At 62.0% G+C, this 18,596-nt stretch carries 17 protein-coding genes; 6 read left to right on the top strand and 11 right to left on the bottom strand.

Features of this window, described 5'->3' with window-relative positions; all coding sequences use genetic code 11:
* Nucleotides 1-2: 2 nt before the first annotated feature.
* The 6 genes from BJP08_RS02270 to rpmH all read right to left on the bottom strand — a co-directional run bounded on the left by BJP08_RS02270 (nt 3) and on the right by rpmH (nt 3,440).
* Nucleotides 3-884 carry a ParA family protein gene (locus BJP08_RS02270; RefSeq protein ID WP_071568058.1) on the bottom strand — a complete coding sequence of 294 codons (882 nt, stop codon included), beginning with the start codon at nt 882-884 and terminating at the stop codon, nt 3-5.
* Nucleotides 885-904: 20 nt separating this feature from the next.
* Entirely contained in the window at nt 905-1,522 is a 618-nt protein-coding gene (rsmG, locus tag BJP08_RS02265) for a 16S rRNA (guanine(527)-N(7))-methyltransferase RsmG (RefSeq protein ID WP_071568057.1), read from the bottom strand.
* Nucleotides 1,523-1,623: 101 nt separating this feature from the next.
* Nucleotides 1,624-2,604 carry a membrane protein insertase YidC gene (gene yidC, locus BJP08_RS02260; protein ID WP_071568056.1) on the bottom strand — a complete coding sequence of 327 codons (981 nt, stop codon included), beginning with the start codon at nt 2,602-2,604 and terminating at the stop codon, nt 1,624-1,626.
* A gap of 23 nt (nt 2,605-2,627) precedes the next feature.
* Nucleotides 2,628-2,930, bottom strand: a complete 303-nt coding sequence (yidD, locus tag BJP08_RS02255) for a membrane protein insertion efficiency factor YidD (RefSeq protein ID WP_071568055.1) — start codon at nt 2,928-2,930, stop codon at nt 2,628-2,630.
* A complete protein-coding gene (gene rnpA, locus BJP08_RS02250) occupies nt 2,909-3,280 on the bottom strand; it encodes a ribonuclease P protein component (RefSeq protein WP_071568054.1) in 372 nt (123 codons plus the stop codon). The genes yidD and rnpA overlap by 22 nt, the downstream gene beginning before the upstream one ends.
* A gap of 22 nt (nt 3,281-3,302) precedes the next feature.
* On the bottom strand, nt 3,303-3,440 hold the full coding sequence (gene rpmH / locus BJP08_RS02245; RefSeq protein WP_070478313.1) for a 50S ribosomal protein L34: 138 nt from the start codon (nt 3,438-3,440) through the stop codon (nt 3,303-3,305).
* Nucleotides 3,441-4,322: 882 nt separating this feature from the next.
* On the opposite strand from rpmH, the gene dnaA reads away from it, so the two are divergent.
* From dnaA to gyrB, 5 genes are all read left to right on the top strand, one after another.
* Entirely contained in the window at nt 4,323-5,861 is a 1,539-nt protein-coding gene (gene dnaA / locus BJP08_RS02240; protein WP_071568053.1) for a chromosomal replication initiator protein DnaA, read from the top strand.
* Nucleotides 5,862-6,590: 729 nt separating this feature from the next.
* Nucleotides 6,591-7,796 carry a DNA polymerase III subunit beta gene (gene dnaN, locus BJP08_RS02235; protein WP_177221701.1) on the top strand — a complete coding sequence of 402 codons (1,206 nt, stop codon included), beginning with the start codon at nt 6,591-6,593 and terminating at the stop codon, nt 7,794-7,796.
* Nucleotides 7,797-7,805: 9 nt separating this feature from the next.
* Nucleotides 7,806-8,984 carry a DNA replication/repair protein RecF gene (gene recF / locus BJP08_RS02230; RefSeq protein ID WP_071568052.1) on the top strand — a complete coding sequence of 393 codons (1,179 nt, stop codon included), beginning with the start codon at nt 7,806-7,808 and terminating at the stop codon, nt 8,982-8,984.
* Nucleotides 8,971-9,570: a DciA family protein gene (locus tag BJP08_RS02225; RefSeq protein ID WP_071568051.1), complete on the top strand. Its 600-nt coding sequence runs from the start codon at nt 8,971-8,973 to the stop codon at nt 9,568-9,570. The genes recF and BJP08_RS02225 overlap by 14 nt, the downstream gene beginning before the upstream one ends.
* A 77-nt stretch (nt 9,571-9,647) precedes the next feature.
* The gene (gene gyrB / locus BJP08_RS02220) at nt 9,648-11,693 is read left to right on the top strand and encodes a DNA topoisomerase (ATP-hydrolyzing) subunit B (RefSeq protein WP_071568050.1); all 2,046 of its coding nucleotides are present in this window, start codon (nt 9,648-9,650) and stop codon (nt 11,691-11,693) included.
* Here gyrB and BJP08_RS02215 read toward each other — a convergent pair.
* The 5 genes from BJP08_RS02215 to BJP08_RS02195 form a co-directional block, all read right to left on the bottom strand.
* The gene (locus BJP08_RS02215) at nt 11,690-12,139 is read right to left on the bottom strand and encodes a hypothetical protein (RefSeq protein ID WP_070478304.1); all 450 of its coding nucleotides are present in this window, start codon (nt 12,137-12,139) and stop codon (nt 11,690-11,692) included. The genes gyrB and BJP08_RS02215 overlap by 4 nt on opposite strands.
* A 158-nt stretch (nt 12,140-12,297) precedes the next feature.
* Nucleotides 12,298-12,675 carry a hypothetical protein gene (locus tag BJP08_RS02210; protein ID WP_071568049.1) on the bottom strand — a complete coding sequence of 126 codons (378 nt, stop codon included), beginning with the start codon at nt 12,673-12,675 and terminating at the stop codon, nt 12,298-12,300.
* Nucleotides 12,676-12,708: 33 nt separating this feature from the next.
* Nucleotides 12,709-15,390 carry a YPDG domain-containing protein gene (locus BJP08_RS02205; protein WP_071568048.1) on the bottom strand — a complete coding sequence of 894 codons (2,682 nt, stop codon included), beginning with the start codon at nt 15,388-15,390 and terminating at the stop codon, nt 12,709-12,711.
* A gap of 67 nt (nt 15,391-15,457) precedes the next feature.
* On the bottom strand, nt 15,458-15,727 hold the full coding sequence (locus BJP08_RS02200; protein ID WP_071568047.1) for a TetR family transcriptional regulator: 270 nt from the start codon (nt 15,725-15,727) through the stop codon (nt 15,458-15,460).
* The gene (locus BJP08_RS02195) at nt 15,720-15,935 is read right to left on the bottom strand and encodes a CopG family transcriptional regulator (RefSeq protein ID WP_071568046.1); all 216 of its coding nucleotides are present in this window, start codon (nt 15,933-15,935) and stop codon (nt 15,720-15,722) included. Before BJP08_RS02195 ends, BJP08_RS02200 begins: the two co-directional genes overlap by 8 nt.
* Before the next feature lie 96 nt (nt 15,936-16,031).
* On the opposite strand from BJP08_RS02195, the gene gyrA reads away from it, so the two are divergent.
* Nucleotides 16,032-18,596 (top strand): DNA gyrase subunit A, encoded by a 2,565-nt coding sequence (gene gyrA / locus BJP08_RS02190; protein WP_071568045.1) that lies wholly within the window; start codon nt 16,032-16,034, stop codon nt 18,594-18,596.

The following is an 18,596-nucleotide window of genomic DNA, read 5'->3' as shown; positions in this document are numbered from 1 at the left end:
GGTTATTCCTCGCCCTCGTCAAGTTGTTGGGCCACCTGGGGGCTGACGCCGATGGGCCCCGTGGTGGCGTGTGGTTGGTAGTCGCCGCGTGTTGCCAGTTCGCGGGCGGCGTCGTAGTAGGCCAGCGCTCCGCTGGAGAGTGGGTCGTAGTCGATGACGGTTTGGCCGTAGCCGGGCGCCTCGGAGACCTTCACGGAGCGCGGGATGACGTTGCGCAACACCACTTCGCCGAACTGGTTGCGCACTTCGCCGGCGACGTCCGCCGCGAGGCGCGTGCGGGCGTCGTACATGGTGAGCACGATCGCGGAGATGTGCAGGTTGTGGTTGAGGTGCTCGCGGATCATGCCGATGTTGCCGAGCAGCTGGCCGACGCCCTCAAGCGCGTAGTACTCGCACTGGATGGGGATCATGACTTCGTCGACGGCGGTCATGGCGTTGATGGTGAGCAGCCCGAGCGATGGCGGGCAGTCGATGAAGACGTAGTCGAAGTTGTGTTCTTCGAGGAAGCCGCGCCGGATGGCGTCGTGCAGACGGTATTCGCGGCGCACCATGGACACCAGCTCGATCTCGGCGCCGGCGAGGTCGATGGTGGCGGGGATACAGTAGAGGTTCTCGTTGTTGGCGTGCGGCTGGAGCGCTTCCTCCGGGGTGGCTTCGCCGATGAGCACTTCGTAGCTGGAGGTGGTGCCGGAGGTGTGTTCGGCGCCGAGCGCGGTGGAGGCGTTGCCCTGCGGGTCAATGTCGATGACGAGGACGCGCATGCCTTGGCGGCTCAGTGCCGACGCCATGTTCACCGATGTCGTCGTCTTGCCGACGCCGCCCTTCTGGTTCGCAACGGTGAACACGCGGGTGTGCGCGGGGCGTTGCAGCGTGGCGTTGTCCATGCTGGTGGTGTTCCTTTCCGCTATTTCCGCACGATTCGGATGAGGGTGGTCGGCTGGTCGAGGACGTCGGCGCCAACCTGGAAAATGTTCGGCGTGATCCCCCCGGCTTTCGCTATCGCCCGCGCGTCGCGTTCGAGTTCTTCTGCAACACTAGCGCCTTTCAGTGCCAACATCGAGCCCCCGTGACGTACCAGTGGAAGACTCCAGCCGGCCAGCTTGCCCAGAGGTGCGACGGCGCGGGAGGTGACCACGTCGAATTGCCCGCCGGGCTGCTCTTCAGCGCGACCGCGGACGACGGTGACGTTGTCCAAACCCAGCTCGCGTTGCACCTCGGCGAGGTACGTGGAGCGCTTCAGCAGCGGCTCGATGAGGGTGAACGAGACGTCGGGGCGCGCGATGGCCAGTGGGATGCCGGGCAGCCCTGCGCCGGAGCCGATGTCTGCGACGGTGGTGGCGTCGTCAAGTGCTTCGGAGACCACCGCACAGTTGAGGATGTGCCGTTCCCACAGGCGACTGACTTCTTTGGGGCCGATGAAGCCGCGCTCGGCGGCGGTGGTGGCGAGCGATTCGTGGTAGGCCTCGGCGAGCGGCAGGCGATCGCCGAAGATGGTGGCGGCGGCTGTGGGTAGTGCTGACACGGCTGTGTACTCCTTTGAATTTTTGGTCTGGCATCGACTCTAGTAAAAGTAACGCCCCCAGCAAACACTTGCTGGGGGCTGAAGGCTGCCTAGGGGCCAAGTTACTTGCCTTGCTGCTTGCGCTGCTTCTTGCTGCGCTTGTCCACCTTGCGTGCACCGACAACGGGCGCGGAGGCGCGCTTGGCTTCTGCCTTGGCGCGCTCCTCGGCCTCTTCCTCAGCGTCCATCTTGGCGAAGACGATGCGGGTCTGGAAGAAGGTCCACACGTTGTTGGCCAGCATGTAGAACAGCAGGCCGATGTGCCACAGGAAGCCGGACGCGATGATCATGACCGGGAAGACCCAGAGCATCATCTTGTTCATCATCTGCATCTGCTGTTGCATCATGGCGGCGTTGTCACCGGATGGGGTGTTGACCTTGCCGGCGGCGCGGCGTGCGGCCTGGCGATTCATGGACATCCGGGCGTTAAGGTGGGTGAACGTCGCGGAGATGAGCACGAGCGGCAGGCACACCATGATGATGTTGGCGCGCGTGAAGTCCAGGCCGGTGAACGCTGCGAAGGCGTCTTCTGGCATGGACATGTACGCGGAGAGCGGCACACCGAAGAAGTCGGCGTCCAGGAAGGAGCGGACGTCTTCTGGGGAGAACGCGTAGTTGGCCAGGTTGCGGTTCTCTTCAACGCTCAGGCCCAGCTGGTTAGGGCCGGTGCCGGTGCGGTTGAAGGAGCGCAGCACGTGGAACAGGCCGATGAATACGGGCATCTGTGCCAGCGGGACGATGCACGAGGCGAGTGGGTTGGTGCCCATCTCCTTGTACAGTTTCTGCGTCTCTTCCGCCATTTTCTGCTGGTCGTTCTTGTACTTTTGGCGGATTTCCTGCATCTTCGGCTGCATTTCCTGCATTTTGCGCATGGACCGCATTTGGTTGACCATGGGCTTGACCAGCAGGGTTCGCAGGGTGAAGGTGAGGAAGACGATGGACAGGATCCATGACAACGCCGAGTCTGGCGAGAGGATGAAGCCGAATACTTTGTGCCAGAACCACAGCACCCAAGAAATCGGCCAGTAGATGAAATTCAGCACTTTGGGGTGTTTCTCCTCGTTGGTTACTTGGTGGTCGTTCCTGTGGACGCGTCCGTACCGCTTCCGGGTACTGGGTCGAACCCGCCGGGGTGCCAGGGCCCACACTTGCAGACGCGGGCCACGCTGAGCAGGGTGCCTTTGATGGCACCGTGTCGCGCGACCGCTTCGAGTGCGTAGGCGCTGCACACTGGCATGAAACGACACGTCGCACCCATCTTAAGGGGTGAGAGGTACTTTTGGTAGCAGCGTACGGCTTTCACGAGTGCCCGCGCGGCCGCGTTTGGTGGTGCGGGGATGCGTTGGCCTAGGAAGTTGTAGTACGCCATTTGTCCAGGGCTTTGCGCAGCGCGGCGTTGTAGTCGTGCTCGAGTTGCGCGCTCGTGGCGGTGGCTGAGGCGGGCAGGGCCCTCACCACGACGTCGTGGTGCCGCTCCAGCTTCTCGACGCCCCCTCGCAGCACATGCCGCAACTTCCGCGACACTGCGTGCCTGGTCACCGCGTTGCCGACCTGCTTCGACACGATCAGTCCGAAGCGCGGCCCTCCACTGAGTGCAATGGTGTCCTCGGCCCGCGAGCGGACGTGGACGATTAAAGTGCGAGACCCCGCGCGCACTCCCTTCCTCATGGTCTGCCGGAAGTCGGCAGATGAGGCGAGTTTGTGCGGGCGGGGTAACACGATGTCGCTGCGCTTCGGGCGTTTATGCCGTCAGGCTTGCGCGGCCCTTCTTGCGGCGCGCGGAAACGATTGCGCGGCCGGCGCGGGTGCGCATGCGGGCACGGAAGCCGTGCTTACGTGAACGACGGCGGTTGTTTGGCTGGAAAGTCCGCTTAGACACGGTGGACTCCTTTAAAGAGGTCACGACGGCCAGCGGGAACCCGCCGCGATGTGCGACGCATTCCCTCCCGGGGTAGTAGCCGTCCCGGAATTGTAATGTGCAGGTTGAGATTGCTCGGCCACTGCGCGTTGTGCGCGTTGACCTGCATGCATCACCTTCGCTGACTCGCCCTGGGTGGGCGGCCCGGTGCACTGCGTAGATGGTGCTCTCAAGCACACCGTGGGCATGGTGCTTCGCGCCCGTGGTGTGACAGACTACGCCAGACTACGCGAAAAACCGCTGGTTGTTCAAATCGACACACCGCCTCTTTGCGCCGGGTGGGGCGCAGGCCCATTCGATTACCCCCGTAATTACAAGGGTGTACTTTCGCGCAGGTGGTTGCACATTTTCGAACACTGGGGGCCGCGCTATCACCGGCCTGACGCGCGATTACTTCCAAACACCCGTAGGCAATGTTCGAGATTCGCTGTGAATTACACCGCCGAAACGAGTTATCCACAGGGCTGTAGCGTGCGGGCTGTTAGACATTGCAAGCTCACACCGGGTAACAATGATAAAGCACCACAATTACACACGTTCTTTCTCCACATCGCTGTGGATAACTGTGAACAACAGGTTGAGACTTTTCGGCGGAATTTGTAATTACCGCAGGTCATACCCCGTGAATGTTCCGCAAAAAGTTATCCACAGGGGAGGGGAAAGACTGTGGACAACTTACTCACCGAAGTTATCCACAGGTGTGGACAGGCCTGTGGAAGATACTGGTGAGAGGCAGGTTTTGGAATTACAAAATCTGTGAAACAGCGGTGGAATGTACGTGAAATTCCACAGATGTGATGAACATCACTAAATGACATGTCGGACTAGGAGGAGAGCGGGACGTTGGCAGAGCAAGACATCGAAACGCTATGGCGCACCATCGTCGCTGACCTGCTGGCGCTGTCCGCGCAGCCCAGCTCACAAGTCCCGACGCTCACCCCGCAAGAACGCGCATACCTTCAGCTCGTCCGCCCCGTCATGCTTGTCGACGGCTACGCGATCCTCTCAGCACCCCACGCCGCCGCGAAAACCGTGGTCGAGCAGTCTCTGGCACCGCACATCACGGCGCTGCTGGCGTCCCACTTGGGCAAACACTGCACGCTCGCCGTCTCGATCCAGGCTCCAGAAGCCCCACCAGCCCCAGCAGCGCCGGCCGCGCCTGTCGCGCCAGCCCCCGAGGCCGTCGACCCCGCCCACATGACCCCCGGCGAGCAAATCCCAATGGGCCTCGACGAACTCGCCGAGATGCACGCCCGCCAACAGCAACACCACCAGGCGGCGGCGCACCCGACCGTCCCTAAGCGAATCCCCCGCGAAAAGCCTGCCCACGACCCCGAACGCGAAACTAGCCTGAACCCGAAGTACACCTTCGAGAACTTCGTCATCGGCTCCTCGAACCGTTTCGCCAACGGCGCCGCCGTCGCCGTCGCCGAGAACCCCGCGAAGGCCTACAACCCGCTGTTCATCTGGGGCGGGTCCGGCCTCGGCAAGACGCACTTGCTGCACGCCGCCGGCAACTACGCGCAGGTCCTGCAGCCGAACCTCCGCATCAAGTACGTCTCCTCCGAGGAGTTCACGAACGACTACATCAACTCCGTACGCGACGACCGCCAGGAAAGCTTCAAGCGGCGCTACCGCAACCTCGACATTCTGATGGTCGACGACATCCAGTTCCTCGAGGGCAAGGAAGGCACACAGGAGGAGTTCTTCCACACCTTCAACGCGCTGCACCAGGCGAATAAGCAGATCATCCTGTCGTCTGACCGCCCGCCGAAGCAGCTCACCACCCTCGAAGACCGCCTCCGCACCCGTTTCGAAGGCGGCCTCATCACCGACGTCCAGCCACCAGACCTGGAGACCCGCATCGCCATCTTGATGAAGAAGGCAGCCGCCGACGGCACGCAGGTCGACCACCAGGTGCTCGAGCTCATCGCCTCACAATTCGAGTCGTCGATCCGCGAGCTCGAGGGCGCCCTCATCAGGGTCTCGGCCTACTCTTCCCTTATCGACGAGCCCATCACCCTCGACGTCGCCCAAGTCGCACTTCGCGACATCCTCCCCGACGAAGGCGACATCAACATCAACGCCTCCACCATCAAGGAGTACGCTGCCGAATACTTCAACGTCACGATGGACCAGCTCATCGGCGCAGGTAAAACCCGCCAGGTGGCGCACGCCCGCCAGATCGCGATGTACCTGTGCCGCGAACTGACCGAACTCTCCCTGCCCAAGATCGGCGACGAGTTCGGCGGCAAGGACCACACCACCGTGATGTATGCGGACCGCAAGATCCGCAAAGAGATGACCGAGAACCGCGTCACCTACGACGAAATCCAGGAGCTCACCCAGATCATCAAGGCCCGCGCCCGCACCCTGCGCTAACTGACAGGCTGCCGCACCGAATTCCGGCGCCAACCCCATGCGACCTGGGCCTTTGCCGAGCGGCTTTCCCAGACCCTGGGATTTGGTGTCCCGTCGAAGGGTCGTAGTGACAAAAGACGCACCTCTTTTAATCTAGCCCTTTTCCTGCCAGTCACTTTGAATGACTATGCCATGAGCGATTGCGTCTTTTGTCACTCACGCCTCCAGCACGAGTCCTCACCACCCCAACAATCCACAGACTTATCCACATCTGTGTAATTACACCGATGCAATTCACATTCAGGGGCAAAATACATGAGTGACACCCACCACAAAGAGACCCGCATCACACACCACAGCCCTTGTGGATAACTTGTGAATCCCCAGTGGACAACCCTTTCCAACTTGTGCACAGGCCAAATGACAAAAAATCTATCCACAACCAGGGTGAGTTATCCACAATTCATCCACAGGCAATTGCACACCCTGTTTTTGCGCGCCGACCACGGCAAATACTTGTAATTCCACAGATTGCACAGGACTTATTGTTGTTCCCAAGGTTTTTACTTGTAATTCCTAGAGTAGAAAGGGGACCTGTGCAGAACGGCTCACGAAAGGCAAACGAACAACTCACGGACAACCAACGAGCCACGCAGCATGTGAAAACTCGAATGACAAAAAGCGCGTCCCCGCCTAAAGTGAGAACGTAATTACAAGAATCTCTACGTACTGCAAGGAGCCCGTGTCACTATGGCGGACATCCATGACAACTTGAATTCCAACGTTTCTTTCCGCGTGCACAAGGAGGACCTGTCGGACGCGGTGGCGTGGGTTGCTCGGATGTTGCCTACGAAGAACACGCAGCCGATTCTTCGCGCGGTGTTGATTACGGCGTCGGATGAGGGTTTGGAGTTCGCGGGCTTCGATTATGAGGTGTCGTCGCGGGTGCGGATTGCGGCGGAGGTTGCTACGCCGGGTCGTGTTGCGGTGGCGGGTAAGTTGTTGGCTGACATTGTGTCGAATATGCCGAATCAGCCGGTTGAGGTTTCTACGAATGAGTCGAAGCTGCTTCTCGACGGCGGCTCCGCCCACTTCGAGCTGCCTCTGATGCCATTGGACGATTATCCTCAGTTGCCGCAGTTGCCTGAGGTGACGGGCACGATCAGCTCGGAGGATCTGAGTGGTGCGGTGATGCAGGTGGCTGCCGCGGCGGGTAAGGATGACACGTTGCCGATGCTGACTGGTATCCACATTGAGGTGGAGGGTTCGACGTTGCATTTGACGGCGACGGACCGTTTCCGGTTGGCGTTGCGTTCGTTGGAGTGGTCGCCTGCTGGTGAGGGGGTTGCGGCGAAGCTGTTGGTGCCGGCGAAGACGTTGTTGGATAACGCTCGGACGTTGGATACGCAGTTGGAGGAGCCGGTGCAGATTGCCGTTGGTGGCGTCGATAATGTGGGCGCGGACGGTTTGTTTGGTTTGCATGCGGGGAATCGTGAGACGACGACGCGGATGTTGGATGCGGATTTCCCGAATGTGCAGCCGTTGTTGCCGAAGGCGCATACGTCGATGGCGTCGGTGGAGGTGGCTCCGTTGTTGGAGGCGATTCGTCGTGTGTCGTTGGTGGCGGATCGCAATGCGCAGTTGAGGTTGCATTTTTCGGAGGGTCAGGTGACGTTGTTTGCGTCGGGGGCTGATTCTGGTGAGGCGTCGGAGTCGATTCCTGCGCAGTTCGTGGGGGAGGATGAGCTGCTGATTGCGTTTAACGCTGGTTATTTGCGTGATGGTTTGTCGGTGATTGGGACGGATCGTGCGGTGTTTGGGTTTACGGAGTCGTCGCGTCCGGCGATTATGATTCCGGAGCCGGAGTCGTTGCCGGAGAAGGGTGATGATGGGTTGTTCCCGACGCCGGAGACGAATTTCACGTATTTGTTGATGCCGGTTCGCCTGCCGGGCTAGTTTGCCACGATGTACGTTTCGGAGCTTGACCTGCGTGATTTCCGTTCGTGGCGGGAGTTGCATGTGGATTTGGAGCCGGGCGTCACGGTGTTTTCGGGCCGCAATGGGCATGGGAAGACGAACGTTGTGGAGGCGGTGCGCTATACGTCGATGCTCGGGAGTCACCGGGTGGCGACGGATGGCCCGCTGATCTATTCGGGGGCGACTGATGCGCGCGTGTCGGCGACGACGGTGAATGAGGGGCGTGCGCTGACGACCCATGTGCTGATTAAGGCGAGTGGGGCGAATCAGGCGCAGATTAATAGGACGCGGTTGAAGTCGGCGCGTGAGCTGCTGGGTGTGTTGCGGACGGTGATGTTTTCGCCGGAGGATTTGCGGTTGGTGAATGGGGAGCCGGGGGATCGCCGCCGGTTTTTGGATGCGTTGGCGGCGGTGCGTACGCCGCGCCATGGTGGGGTGAAGGCGGATTATGACAAGGTGTTGCGTCAGCGTAATGCGTTGTTGCGTTCGCAGAATATGGCGTTGCGTCGTGGTTATGGGGATGCGGCGGGCGCGGGTGCGTTGAGTACGTTGGATGCGTGGGATGCGCAGTTGGCGCGGTATGGGGCGCAGGTGTTGGCGGGCAGGCTTTTGCTTGTCGACGCCCTCTCCGATCACATCACGGAGTCGTATGCGTCGGTGGCGCCGGAGTCGCGTGCGGCGTCGGTGGAGTATACGTCGACGTTGGATCGGGCGGTGTTGGAGTTGACGGGGGAGGCGTCGAGGGATCCGCAGGTGTTGGAGGCGGCGATGTTGTCGGAGTTGGGGAGGCGTCGAAAAGAGGAGATTGAGCGCGGCTCAACGTTGGTGGGGCCGCACCGGGATGATTTGGTGTTGATGTTGGGTCAGCAGCCGGCGAAGGGATATGCGTCGCATGGGGAGACGTGGTCGTTTGCGCTGAGTTTGCACTTGGCGGAGTACTGCTTGTTGGCTGGTGAGGGCACGGATCCGGTGCTGATTTTGGATGATGTGTTTGCGGAGTTGGATGCGAAGCGCCGGGAGCGGTTGGTGCATGTGGCGGAGTCGGCGGAGCAGGTGTTGATTACGGCGGCGGTCGGGGATGATTTGCCGGGCAACCTTGATGGGGCGGTGACGGCGCGGTATCACGTGCGGATGGAGGAGGGGGTGTCCCACATTGAGCGAGCGTGATCTGGTGGGCACCACGTTTGATCAGTTGCGGCGCACGGCGAAGCGGCGTGGTGGGAAGTTGCCGGATTTGTCGAAGCAGGGCGCGAGTGTGGTGCCGCGCCGCAGCCAGGGTAAGGGCCGTCCGGTGAAGGATATTACGGTGCCGGGGTTGCACTTTGAGCAGGAGGAGCGCAGGCCGTGGCTGGAGCGGGGCCGGCCGACGGGCAAGGATGGCCGGGCGTTGCCGCGGAGTTACAAGGTGAAGTCGTTTTCGTCGCTGTTGGGGAAGGAGATCCGGAAGCGCGATTGGACGGAGAACATGGCGTACGGCTGGGTGATGGGCAATTGGGAGGGCCTGGTCGGAGCTACGATCGCGGAGCATACGAAGGTGGAGATGATTAAGGACGGCGAGGTCTTCATCACCTGCACGACGACGGCGTGGGCGACGCAGCTGAAGTACATGCAGTCGACGGTGCTGCGCGCGATCGCGGAGAAGGTGGGCCCGGATGTGATCCGGAAGCTGCACATTTATGGGCCGCGGGTGAAGAGTTGGCGCTATGGTCCGCTGCACGTGAAGGGGCGGGGTCCGAGGGACACGTACGGGTAGTCGTGGGGTTTGGTGTCCTGTTTTACGTGTAAGATGGGACGGGTTAATGACATTTTTCAGGAGGAGCGTCTTTTCCAGTGGCTGATCAACAACCTCATTATGACGCGTCGTCGATTACTATCCTCGAGGGCCTTGAGGCCGTCCGGAAGCGCCCAGGTATGTACATTGGGTCGACCGGTGAGCGTGGCCTGCACCACTTGGTGTGGGAGGTCGTGGATAACTCGGTCGATGAGGCGATGGCGGGCTATGCCGATCGCGTCGATGTGACTCTGCTCGCGGATGGCGGCGTAGAGGTCGTCGATAATGGTCGTGGTATTCCGGTGGAGATGCACCCGTCTGGTGCGCCGACGGTGCAGGTCGTGATGACGCAGCTGCACGCGGGCGGTAAGTTCGACTCGGAGTCGTACGCGGTGTCGGGTGGCTTGCACGGTGTGGGTATTTCCGTGGTGAACGCGCTGTCCACGCGCGTGGAGGCGGACATTAAGCGCGATGGCAAGCACTGGTACCAGCGGTTTGTGGACGCGCAGCCGGAGCCTCTGGAGGAGGGCGGCAATGCTCGCGGCACGGGTACGGCGATTCGTTTCTGGCCGGACCCGGAGATTTTTGAGACCACGGAGTTTAAGTGGGACACGATCGCGCGTCGTCTGCAGGAGATGGCGTTCCTGAACAAGGGCCTGACCATCACGCTGAAGGATGAGCGCGTCTCCGAGGAGGAGCTTGAGCTCGAGGCGATCGCGGAGGAGGGCGACACGGCCGCAGCGGTTGGCTCGGATTCGTTTGACGACGCCGCCACCGAAGGTGACGCACCCGCTGCCCCGAAGAAGAAGCGCGAGAAGAAGGTAACGTACCACTACCCGGATGGCCTGATTGATTACGTCAACTACCTGAATAAGTCGAAGACGGCGATCCACCCGACGATCGTGGGCTTTGACCAGAAGGGTGACGGCCTTGAGGCTGAGGTGGCGATGCAGTGGAACAGCTCCTTCAAGGAGTCTGTGCACACGTTCGCGAACACCATTAATACGCATGAGGGCGGTACGCACGAGGAGGGTTTCCGTGCGGCGTTGACCACGCTGATGAACCGCTACGCGCGTGACCATAAGCTGCTGAAGGACAAGGAGCCGAACCTCACTGGTGATGACTGCCGTGAGGGTCTCGCGGCCGTGGTGTCTGTCCGCGTGGCGGACCCGCAGTTTGAGGGCCAGACGAAGACGAAGCTCGGCAATACCGAGGTGAAGGGCTTCGTGCAGCGCGCCGTGAACGAGAATCTGTCGGATTGGTTTGATGCGAACCCGGCGGAGGCGAAGGCCATCATTTCGAAGGCTGTGTCGTCGTCGCAGGCGCGTCAGGCGGCGCGCAAGGCGCGTGATTTGGTGCGTCGTAAGTCGGCGACGGACCTGGGTGGTCTGCCGGGTAAGTTGGCGGACTGCCGTTCGAAGGACCCGAAGCTGTCCGAGCTGTTCATTGTTGAGGGTGACTCAGCAGGTGGTTCGGCGAAGCAGGGCCGCGACTCGATGTACCAGGCGATCCTCCCGCTGCGCGGCAAGATCCTGAACGTGGAGAAGGCCCGCATGGACCGCGTGTTGAAGAACGCGGAGGTCCAGGCGATTATTACCGCGCTGGGTACTGGTATTCACGAAGAGTTCGATATTTCGAAGCTGCGCTACCACAAGATTGTGCTGATGGCGGATGCTGACGTCGACGGCCAGCACATCGCAACGCTGCTGCTTACCCTGCTGTTCCGTTTCATGCCGGAGCTCATTGAGGAGGGCCACGTCTACCTGGCGAACCCGCCGCTCTACAAGCTGAAGTGGGCGAAGGGCGAGCCTGGCTACGCCTTCTCCGACGCGGAGCGTGACCAGTTGCTCGCGGAGGGCCTGGAGGCCGGCCGTAAGATCAACACGGATGACGGCATCCAGCGTTACAAGGGTCTGGGTGAGATGAACCCGAGCGAGCTGTGGGAGACCACGCTTGACCGGGATCACCGTATTCTGCGTCGCGTTGATGTGGAGGACGCCCAGCGCGCGGATGAGCTGTTCAGCATCCTGATGGGCGATGATGTGGCGGCTCGCCGCTCCTTCATCACCCGCAAGGCGAAGGACGTCCGCTTCCTGGACGTCTAGCCTTCCATCTGCTTTTCGACGACCTCTCCGATCCGCGGCAGCGCAGGCCCCACAATTTTGGCGGCCTTGCTGCGGAAGGTGGCGTAGATCTTCTGTACGCCGGCTGGCATGGAGTCGCGGAGGTTGTCGCCGAGTGAGACGAGTTCTGTGACCACGTCGTCTTCGTGTTGTGCGAGGTATTCGCCGAAGGCGGCGTGGTCGCTGTTTTTGTAGTCTTCCCAGCGGGGGTTGAGCTGCTCGAGCAGCTGGGGGAGTACGGTGTTGATGCCTTTGTGCAGGATCCGGGCGTCGACTTTCTTTACGCCCGCGATTGCGGAGCGCAGCGCCATGCCGGTGAGTCCGCTTTGGTCTGCGACGGTCTGGTCGACCACTCCGGCGAGCGCGTCGACGATTCCTGGGCGGCGCCCATTGTGCAGCAGTGCGTTGAGTCCTTGTGGTGTTTCCATGCCGTTGATTGTATGACAAATGCGACCTGCCCCCCGGCAGGTCGCATTGTTACGTTGAGCGTTGCGGCTCTTCCGCCACAGCAGTCACACAGGACACTGTAACCACAACAGGAACAAACTTATCATGAGTCACAGTGGTTACATATTTGGGGTGGGGTTTAGACCTTGGGCAGCATCTTCTGCAGCTCGTTGAGGTCGATCTTGGAGAAATCGAAAATACGGTTACCCTGCGAGGATCCCATCACGCCCGAGAGTCCTGCCTGGCGCGCGAGGTCATCGACGGCTGCGCGCAGTGGGGGGACGGCGTCGACAATTACTTGGCCAACCAGCAGGGTGAGCAGCGCAGCGATGGTCAGCGAGACCGGCGCCGAGCCCGTGTATGCGCTGCCGAGCGGTGGCTGCTTTGGTGGGGTGACGGTCGGCGTGATCACCGGCGTCGGTTTGGAGGACCCGGCTGGGGCGGTGGTGGCTTGCGGCGCGACGATCAGCGACGCCGCGACCCCGCCGACGAGGACGAGAGCACTCATTTTCTTCATAGTGCTTACAATATCGTCCCCGCGCGAACGGTGTTAGCGAAGCAGCGCGTCGATGTCCACATACGGCAGTAGGTAGTTCGCCGCGCCAGCCAGCAGGCCGAGCAGCGCGAGCACCCCAACCACAATGCCGACGGTCTTACCCGTGCTGGAGCCCTCCGTCTTCGAGGAGGAGCTGCTGGAGCTGTCACCACCCTTATCGTCGTCCACTCCGCCCTCAACCCTGGCGTTCAGCTTGTACTCCTTCGTCGACCAGTCCGGGAACGTCGCGGTGACGGAGTAGTCGATGGAGGCACCAGGCTTCGCGTCAGTCGGAGGTGTGATGGTGACCTCACCGGTGCGCGAGTCGGTGGCGAACTTCCAGCCGTCGTAGGTGCCGTTCGGGCCGTTGAACTTCGTGCCCGCCGGAACGCTGCCGCTCGGGCGCTGAACGATCGTGCCGCCAGCGTTCACCTTCTGGTTTTCAAAGTCGACGTCGGTCTTGTCCGCTTGTGATTCCTTCGGCTGTGCTGGCGTCATCGTGTTCGTTGGCGCCGTGCTCGTCGGTGCTGTGCTCGTCGGCTGCTCGCTGGTGGACGGTGCAGTGGTGGTGCGCTCGACGTATACAACCACCTGGTGGAGCTGCTTCGAGCTGTCCGGGAACGTCACGGTGACAGGGAACTCCACCGTGGTACCAGCCGTCGCATTTGTCGGGGCGGAGACGCGAATCTCACCAGTCGCGGAGTTCGTGGTGGCCGACCATCCTTGCTGCGATCCGCTCGGCCCGTTGAACTTCGTGCCCGCAGGGAACTCGCCCGTCGGCTTCAGCGTCACAGACTCACCAGCGTGCACCGGCGTGCGCGCGTACTCGATCTTGACCGTCTCAGCCTGTGGCTTCGATGGCTTCTGCTCGCTTGTCGTGGGCTGTTCGCTTGTCCGCGGGGCGGACGGTTTCGTGGCGGACGTGGTTGGCTTGGTGGTGCTCGGTTCTTCGCTTGTCCGCGGCGCGGACGGTTCTGCTGCGGAGGTGCTCGGCTTGGTCGTGGTTGGCTCGGCCGTCGGCTCTTCACTTGTCCGCGGGGCGGACGGCTCTGCTGCGGAAGTGGTCGGCTTGGCCGAAGGCTCGGTCTCCGACGTCTTCGGTGTGCTCGTCTCTTTTGCCTTCACCGTGACGGAAAACTCCGTGCGCTGCTTGGAGCCGTCGCGGAAGTAGATCTCGATGGGAACTTCGAATTGCATATTCCGGGCGTGGCCCGGTGCTTCGATGGAGACAGCGCCGTCCTTGTCAGTGTTGACCTTCACGCCGTTGATGCTCTGGTCCTTCGGGCCGTTGACGAATGCGCCGATCGGCACGGCGTCGGTTGGTTTCACCACACGGTTCTCGCCGGCCTTGATGGTGACATCCTTGTAGGTGACTGTGAACTTCTCCGCTTCGGGGTTGGTTGGTGCTTCGAAGAGGACGACCGCGCTGCTAACGGAGCGGGAGCCGTCGGGGAAGTCGATGCGGATAGGCACGCTGATCTGGGTGCCCGCGCGGGTGCCTTCTGGGGCGTTGACGGTGACCACACCGGTCGAAGGGTTGATGCCGATCTCCCAGCCGGTCGGTGGCGTCGAGACCATTGCGAACTTGGTGCCTGCAGGCACGTCCTTGAGTGCAGGGGTGACGGTGGCGGTTTCGTCGGCGGGGGAGGTGGTCACCGGGTAATCGACGGTGGCCTTGCTGGACTGCCACACGGGGTCCTTGGTCACCTCGACCTTGGCCTGTACGAAGTCTTGGGAGTCGTCGGAGTAGGTGACGATGACGGGCACGTTCACTACCGCGCCGGTAGCGAGCGGTTGCTTTGGTGTCGCGGTGATGGTGCCGGTGATGGCGTCGATAGATAGGTCCCACTGTTTGGATTCGCCGATGATCTTGAATGTGGTGCCCTCGGGCAGGTCGGCGGTTTGCTTGACGGTGGCGGTTTCGTTGCCTGCGATCTGCGTTGCTGGGTAGGCCGGGGTGTGCTTCGCGGCGAGGCGGTCGGAGGACGGTGTGGTGTTGCCGTGCTTGTCGGCGACGGTGACTTTGGCGTGCTTGACGTCGGACGAGCCGTCGGGGAACTCGGCGCGAACTGGGATGGAGAGCCAGGAACCGTAGCCGATGTCGCCTGCCTTGACGGTGACGGCGCCGGTGGACTCGTCGACGCTTACGTCCCACTTCTCAATCTTGTTGCTGTTGAGGTAGAACTTCGTGCCCTGCGGGAACGAGCCCGTGGGGGAGACGGTGATGCTCTCCTTCGGCTGGACGAGCGAGTCCTTGTACTCGATGGTGGAGGTGTTGGCGTTGTTGTTGCCACCGGGGACGACGGTCACTTCGGAGTCGTAGGAGGCCGTCGTTTTGTCGGCGAAGAGAACCACGACGCGGTAGCGCAGGCCCTGGCCGGGGCGCAGTTTCGGTGCGGCTTTGATGGTGACGGCGCCGGTTTTGGCGTCGGTGGAGAGCTCGTAGCCGTCGATGCTGGACGGGCCGAAGGCTTTGGCGCCCTCGGGGAGGGGGACGCTGGGTTCGACGGTGACGGTGCCGCCGGCGGTGATGTCGACGTCGCGCCATTCGCGCGCTTCCTGAGGCTGAGACGCCGCAGACGCCGAATCAGACGTTGTAGCAGCCGTCTCTTCCGCGCGCAGTTGCGGTGCGGCCAGGCCGGCGCCGATCAGTGCTGCGGTGGTTGCCAGTACTGCGGTGTACTTTGTAGCGTTCATTGTTCCTCCACCTCGTGTTCTCCAATGGTCCGTGTAAATAGTCGCCATTCTAGGAGATGATCAACGATTACGCTTCCTCGACCCACCGCAAATAGGTGGTGCCGGCGACGTCGGCGAAGGCGTCGTTGGCTCCGGTGAGGGGGCGCAAGGAACGGATGGTGTCGGCGAGTCCGCGGGCGGCGGCGTGCGGGGTGTCGTAGACGGGCACGCCGTGGAGGTGGGCGCCGGGGACGGCGGCGCAGGCGCACAGCGCGGCGAAGGAGCGTATTCGCACCTTATATAAATGCGCACATTCGTCGGCGATGGCGAGCAGCTGCTCGCTGCTCAAGCTACGCATCGCGGGCCTGTCGGATGCGGCGTTCGGTGTGGGCGTATTCCTGCAGGGTGGTGCGGGCGAGGTTGGTAATGGTGGCGTCGTCAAGAAGGCGGGAGGCGGCGGTGACGATGGCGCGGCGGGTGGCCTCCTGTTTGGAGCAGCCCCAGGCGGAGGCGAGCATGATGAGGGCTGTGTCTTCGTCTGTGGAGAGTCGTAGGGTCATGGCCATGCCGCGATGGTATCAGAGTGATACCACGGCGCAGGGGTGATTCGTCGCACGAGGCGCTAGAATCGGTAGGAACCAATGTTTGACGAAAGGTGAGCAATGAGTGATGACACTCTAGGTGGCGGCGGATCCGACGCCATCCAGCCCATTGACATCAACGAGGAGATGCAGACGAGCTACATCGATTACGCGATGAGCGTGATCGTCGGCCGTGCGCTCCCGGATGTCCGCGATGGTATGAAGCCGGTGCACCGCCGCATCATTTACGCGATGTACGACCACGGGTACCGCCCCGAGCGTTCGTACGTGAAGAGTGCCAAGCCTGTCGCTGACACGATGGGTAACTTCCACCCGCACGGCGACAGCGCCATTTACGACACGCTGGTGCGCATGGCTCAGCCTTGGGCGATGCGCTACCCGCTGGTGGACGGCCAGGGTAACTTCGGTTCCCCTGGTAACGACGGCCCCGCGGCTATGCGTTACACCGAGTGCAAGATGACGCCGCTGGCGATGGAGATGGTCCGCGACATCCGCGAGGACGCCGTGGAGTTCTCCCCGAACTACGACGGCAAGACCCGCGAGCCGGACGTGCTGCCGTCGCGTGTACCGAACCTGCTGATGAACGGCTCGAACGGTATCGCCGTCGGTATGGCCACCAACATTCCGCCGCACAACTTGAACGAGTTGGCGGAGGCCATCTACTGGATGCTCGACAACTATGACGCGGATGAGCAGGCGGTGCTCGACGCGGTCATGGAGCGAGTGAAGGGCCCGGACTTTCCGACGGCCGGCCTCATCGTCGGCGACCAGGGCATCAAGGACGCCTACACCACCGGCCGCGGTTCCATCCGCATGCGTGGTGTGACCGAGATCGAGGAGATCGGCAACCGCCAGGTCATCACGATTACGGAGCTGCCGTACCAGGTCAACCCTGACAACTTCATCCACAACATCGCGGAGCAGGTCACCGCGGGCAAGATGGTGGGCATCTCCAAGATCGAGGACGAGTCCTCCGACCGCGTCGGCATGCGTATCGTGGTCTCGCTGAAGCGCGATGCGGTTCCTCGAGTGGTGCTCAATAACCTGTACAAGCATTCGCAGCTGGAGACGAACTTCTCCGCGAACATGCTCTCCATCGTCGACGGCGTGCCGCGCACGCTGCGCCTCGACCAGATGCTGCGCTACTACGTCAAGCACCAGATCGACGTCATCGTTCGCCGCACCAAGTTCCGCTTGGATGAGGCCGAGAAGCGCGCCCACATCCTGCGCGGCTTGGTCAAGGCCCTCGATGCGTTGGACGAGGTCATCGCCCTGATCCGTCGCTCGCCAACGGTGGACGACGCTCGCCAGGGCCTGATCAAGCTTCTCGACGTCGACGAGATCCAGGCCAACGAAATCCTGGCAATGCAGCTGCGCCGCCTGGCAGCGCTGGAGCGCCAGAAGATCATCGACGATTTGGCCGAGATCGAGCGCAAGATTGCCGACTACAAGGACATCTTGGCCCGCCCGGAGCGCCAGCGGGAGATCGTTGGCAACGAGTTGCGTGAGATCGTTGAAAAGTATGGCGACGAGCGCCGCACCCAGATTGTTGCCGCGACCGGCGATGTGACCGAGGAAGACCTCATCGCGCGTGAAAACGTCGTGGTCACCATCACCTCCACCGGCTACGCGAAGCGCACGAAGGTGGACGCCTACAAGGCGCAGAAGCGCGGCGGCAAGGGTGTCCGCGGCGCGGAACTGAAGCAGGACGACGTGGTGAAGCACTTCTTCATCTGCTCCACCCACGACTGGATCCTGTTCTTCACCAACTTCGGCCGCGTGTACCGCCTCAAGGCCTACGAACTGCCGGAGGCGGGCCGCACGGCCCGCGGCCAGCACGTGGCGAACCTGCTGGAGTTCCAGCCGGAGGAGCGCATCGCGCAGGTCATCCAGATCCAGTCCTACGAGGACGCCCCGTACCTGGTCCTGGCCACCCGCGATGGTCGCGTGAAGAAGTCCCGCCTGACCGACTACGAGTCGGCGCGTTCCGCGGGCCTTATCGCGATCAACCTCAACGAGGGCGATGCCCTGATCGGTGCCGCGCTTGCCGGCGAGGAGGACGACCTGCTGCTCGTCTCTGAGCAGGGCCAGTCCATCCGCTTCACCGCCGACGACGACCAGCTGCGCCCAATGGGCCGCGCGACTGCCGGCGTGAAGGGCATGCGCTTCCGCGGCGATGACAAGCTGCTCGCGATGACCGTGGCCCAGGACGGCGAGTTCCTGCTCGTCGCCACCGCTGGCGGTTACGGCAAGCGTACCCCGATTGAGGAGTACAACACCCAGGGTCGCGGCGGCATGGGCGTGATGACCTTCAAGTACACTCCAAAGCGCGGCAAACTGATTGGCGCCCTGGCTGTCGATGAGGAAGACCAGATCTTCGCCATCACCTCCGCAGGCGGCGTGATCCGCACCGAGGTCAACCAGATCCGTCCGTCCTCCCGCGCCACGATGGGCGTCCGCCTCGTCGACCTGGCGGATGACGTCGAGCTGCTGGCCATCGACAAGAACGTCGAGGAGCAGGGCGAAGAGGAGGCAACCGCGGTTGCCAAGGGTGAGAAGACGATTGAGGAAGCCAAGGAGCAGACCTCCTCGTCCATCTCCGCCTCGCCGAAGGATGGGGAGTAA

It is taken from the genome of Corynebacterium sp. NML140438, from assembly GCF_001875725.1.
Lineage (GTDB): Bacteria > Actinomycetota > Actinomycetes > Mycobacteriales > Mycobacteriaceae > Corynebacterium.
Note: the sequence above shows the minus strand (reverse complement) of the source record. Positions and strands in the feature narration are given on the sequence as shown.

Coding starts and splice junctions, on each gene's coding strand:
- BJP08_RS02270 (WP_071568058.1), bottom strand. CDS start 884: ATGGACAACGCCACGCTGCAACGCCCCGCGCACACCCGCGTGTTCACC.
- yidD (WP_071568055.1), bottom strand. CDS start 2,930: ATGGCGTACTACAACTTCCTAGGCCAACGCATCCCCGCACCACCAAAC.
- dnaN (WP_177221701.1), top strand. CDS start 6,591: ATGGCGGACATCCATGACAACTTGAATTCCAACGTTTCTTTCCGCGTG.
- recF (WP_071568052.1), top strand. CDS start 7,806: ATGTACGTTTCGGAGCTTGACCTGCGTGATTTCCGTTCGTGGCGGGAG.
- BJP08_RS02215 (WP_070478304.1), bottom strand. CDS start 12,139: ATGGAAACACCACAAGGACTCAACGCACTGCTGCACAATGGGCGCCGC.
- BJP08_RS02210 (WP_071568049.1), bottom strand. CDS start 12,675: ATGAAGAAAATGAGTGCTCTCGTCCTCGTCGGCGGGGTCGCGGCGTCG.
- BJP08_RS02205 (WP_071568048.1), bottom strand. CDS start 15,390: ATGAACGCTACAAAGTACACCGCAGTACTGGCAACCACCGCAGCACTG.
- BJP08_RS02200 (WP_071568047.1), bottom strand. CDS start 15,727: ATGCGTAGCTTGAGCAGCGAGCAGCTGCTCGCCATCGCCGACGAATGT.
- BJP08_RS02195 (WP_071568046.1), bottom strand. CDS start 15,935: ATGGCCATGACCCTACGACTCTCCACAGACGAAGACACAGCCCTCATC.
- gyrA (WP_071568045.1), top strand. CDS start 16,032: ATGAGTGATGACACTCTAGGTGGCGGCGGATCCGACGCCATCCAGCCC.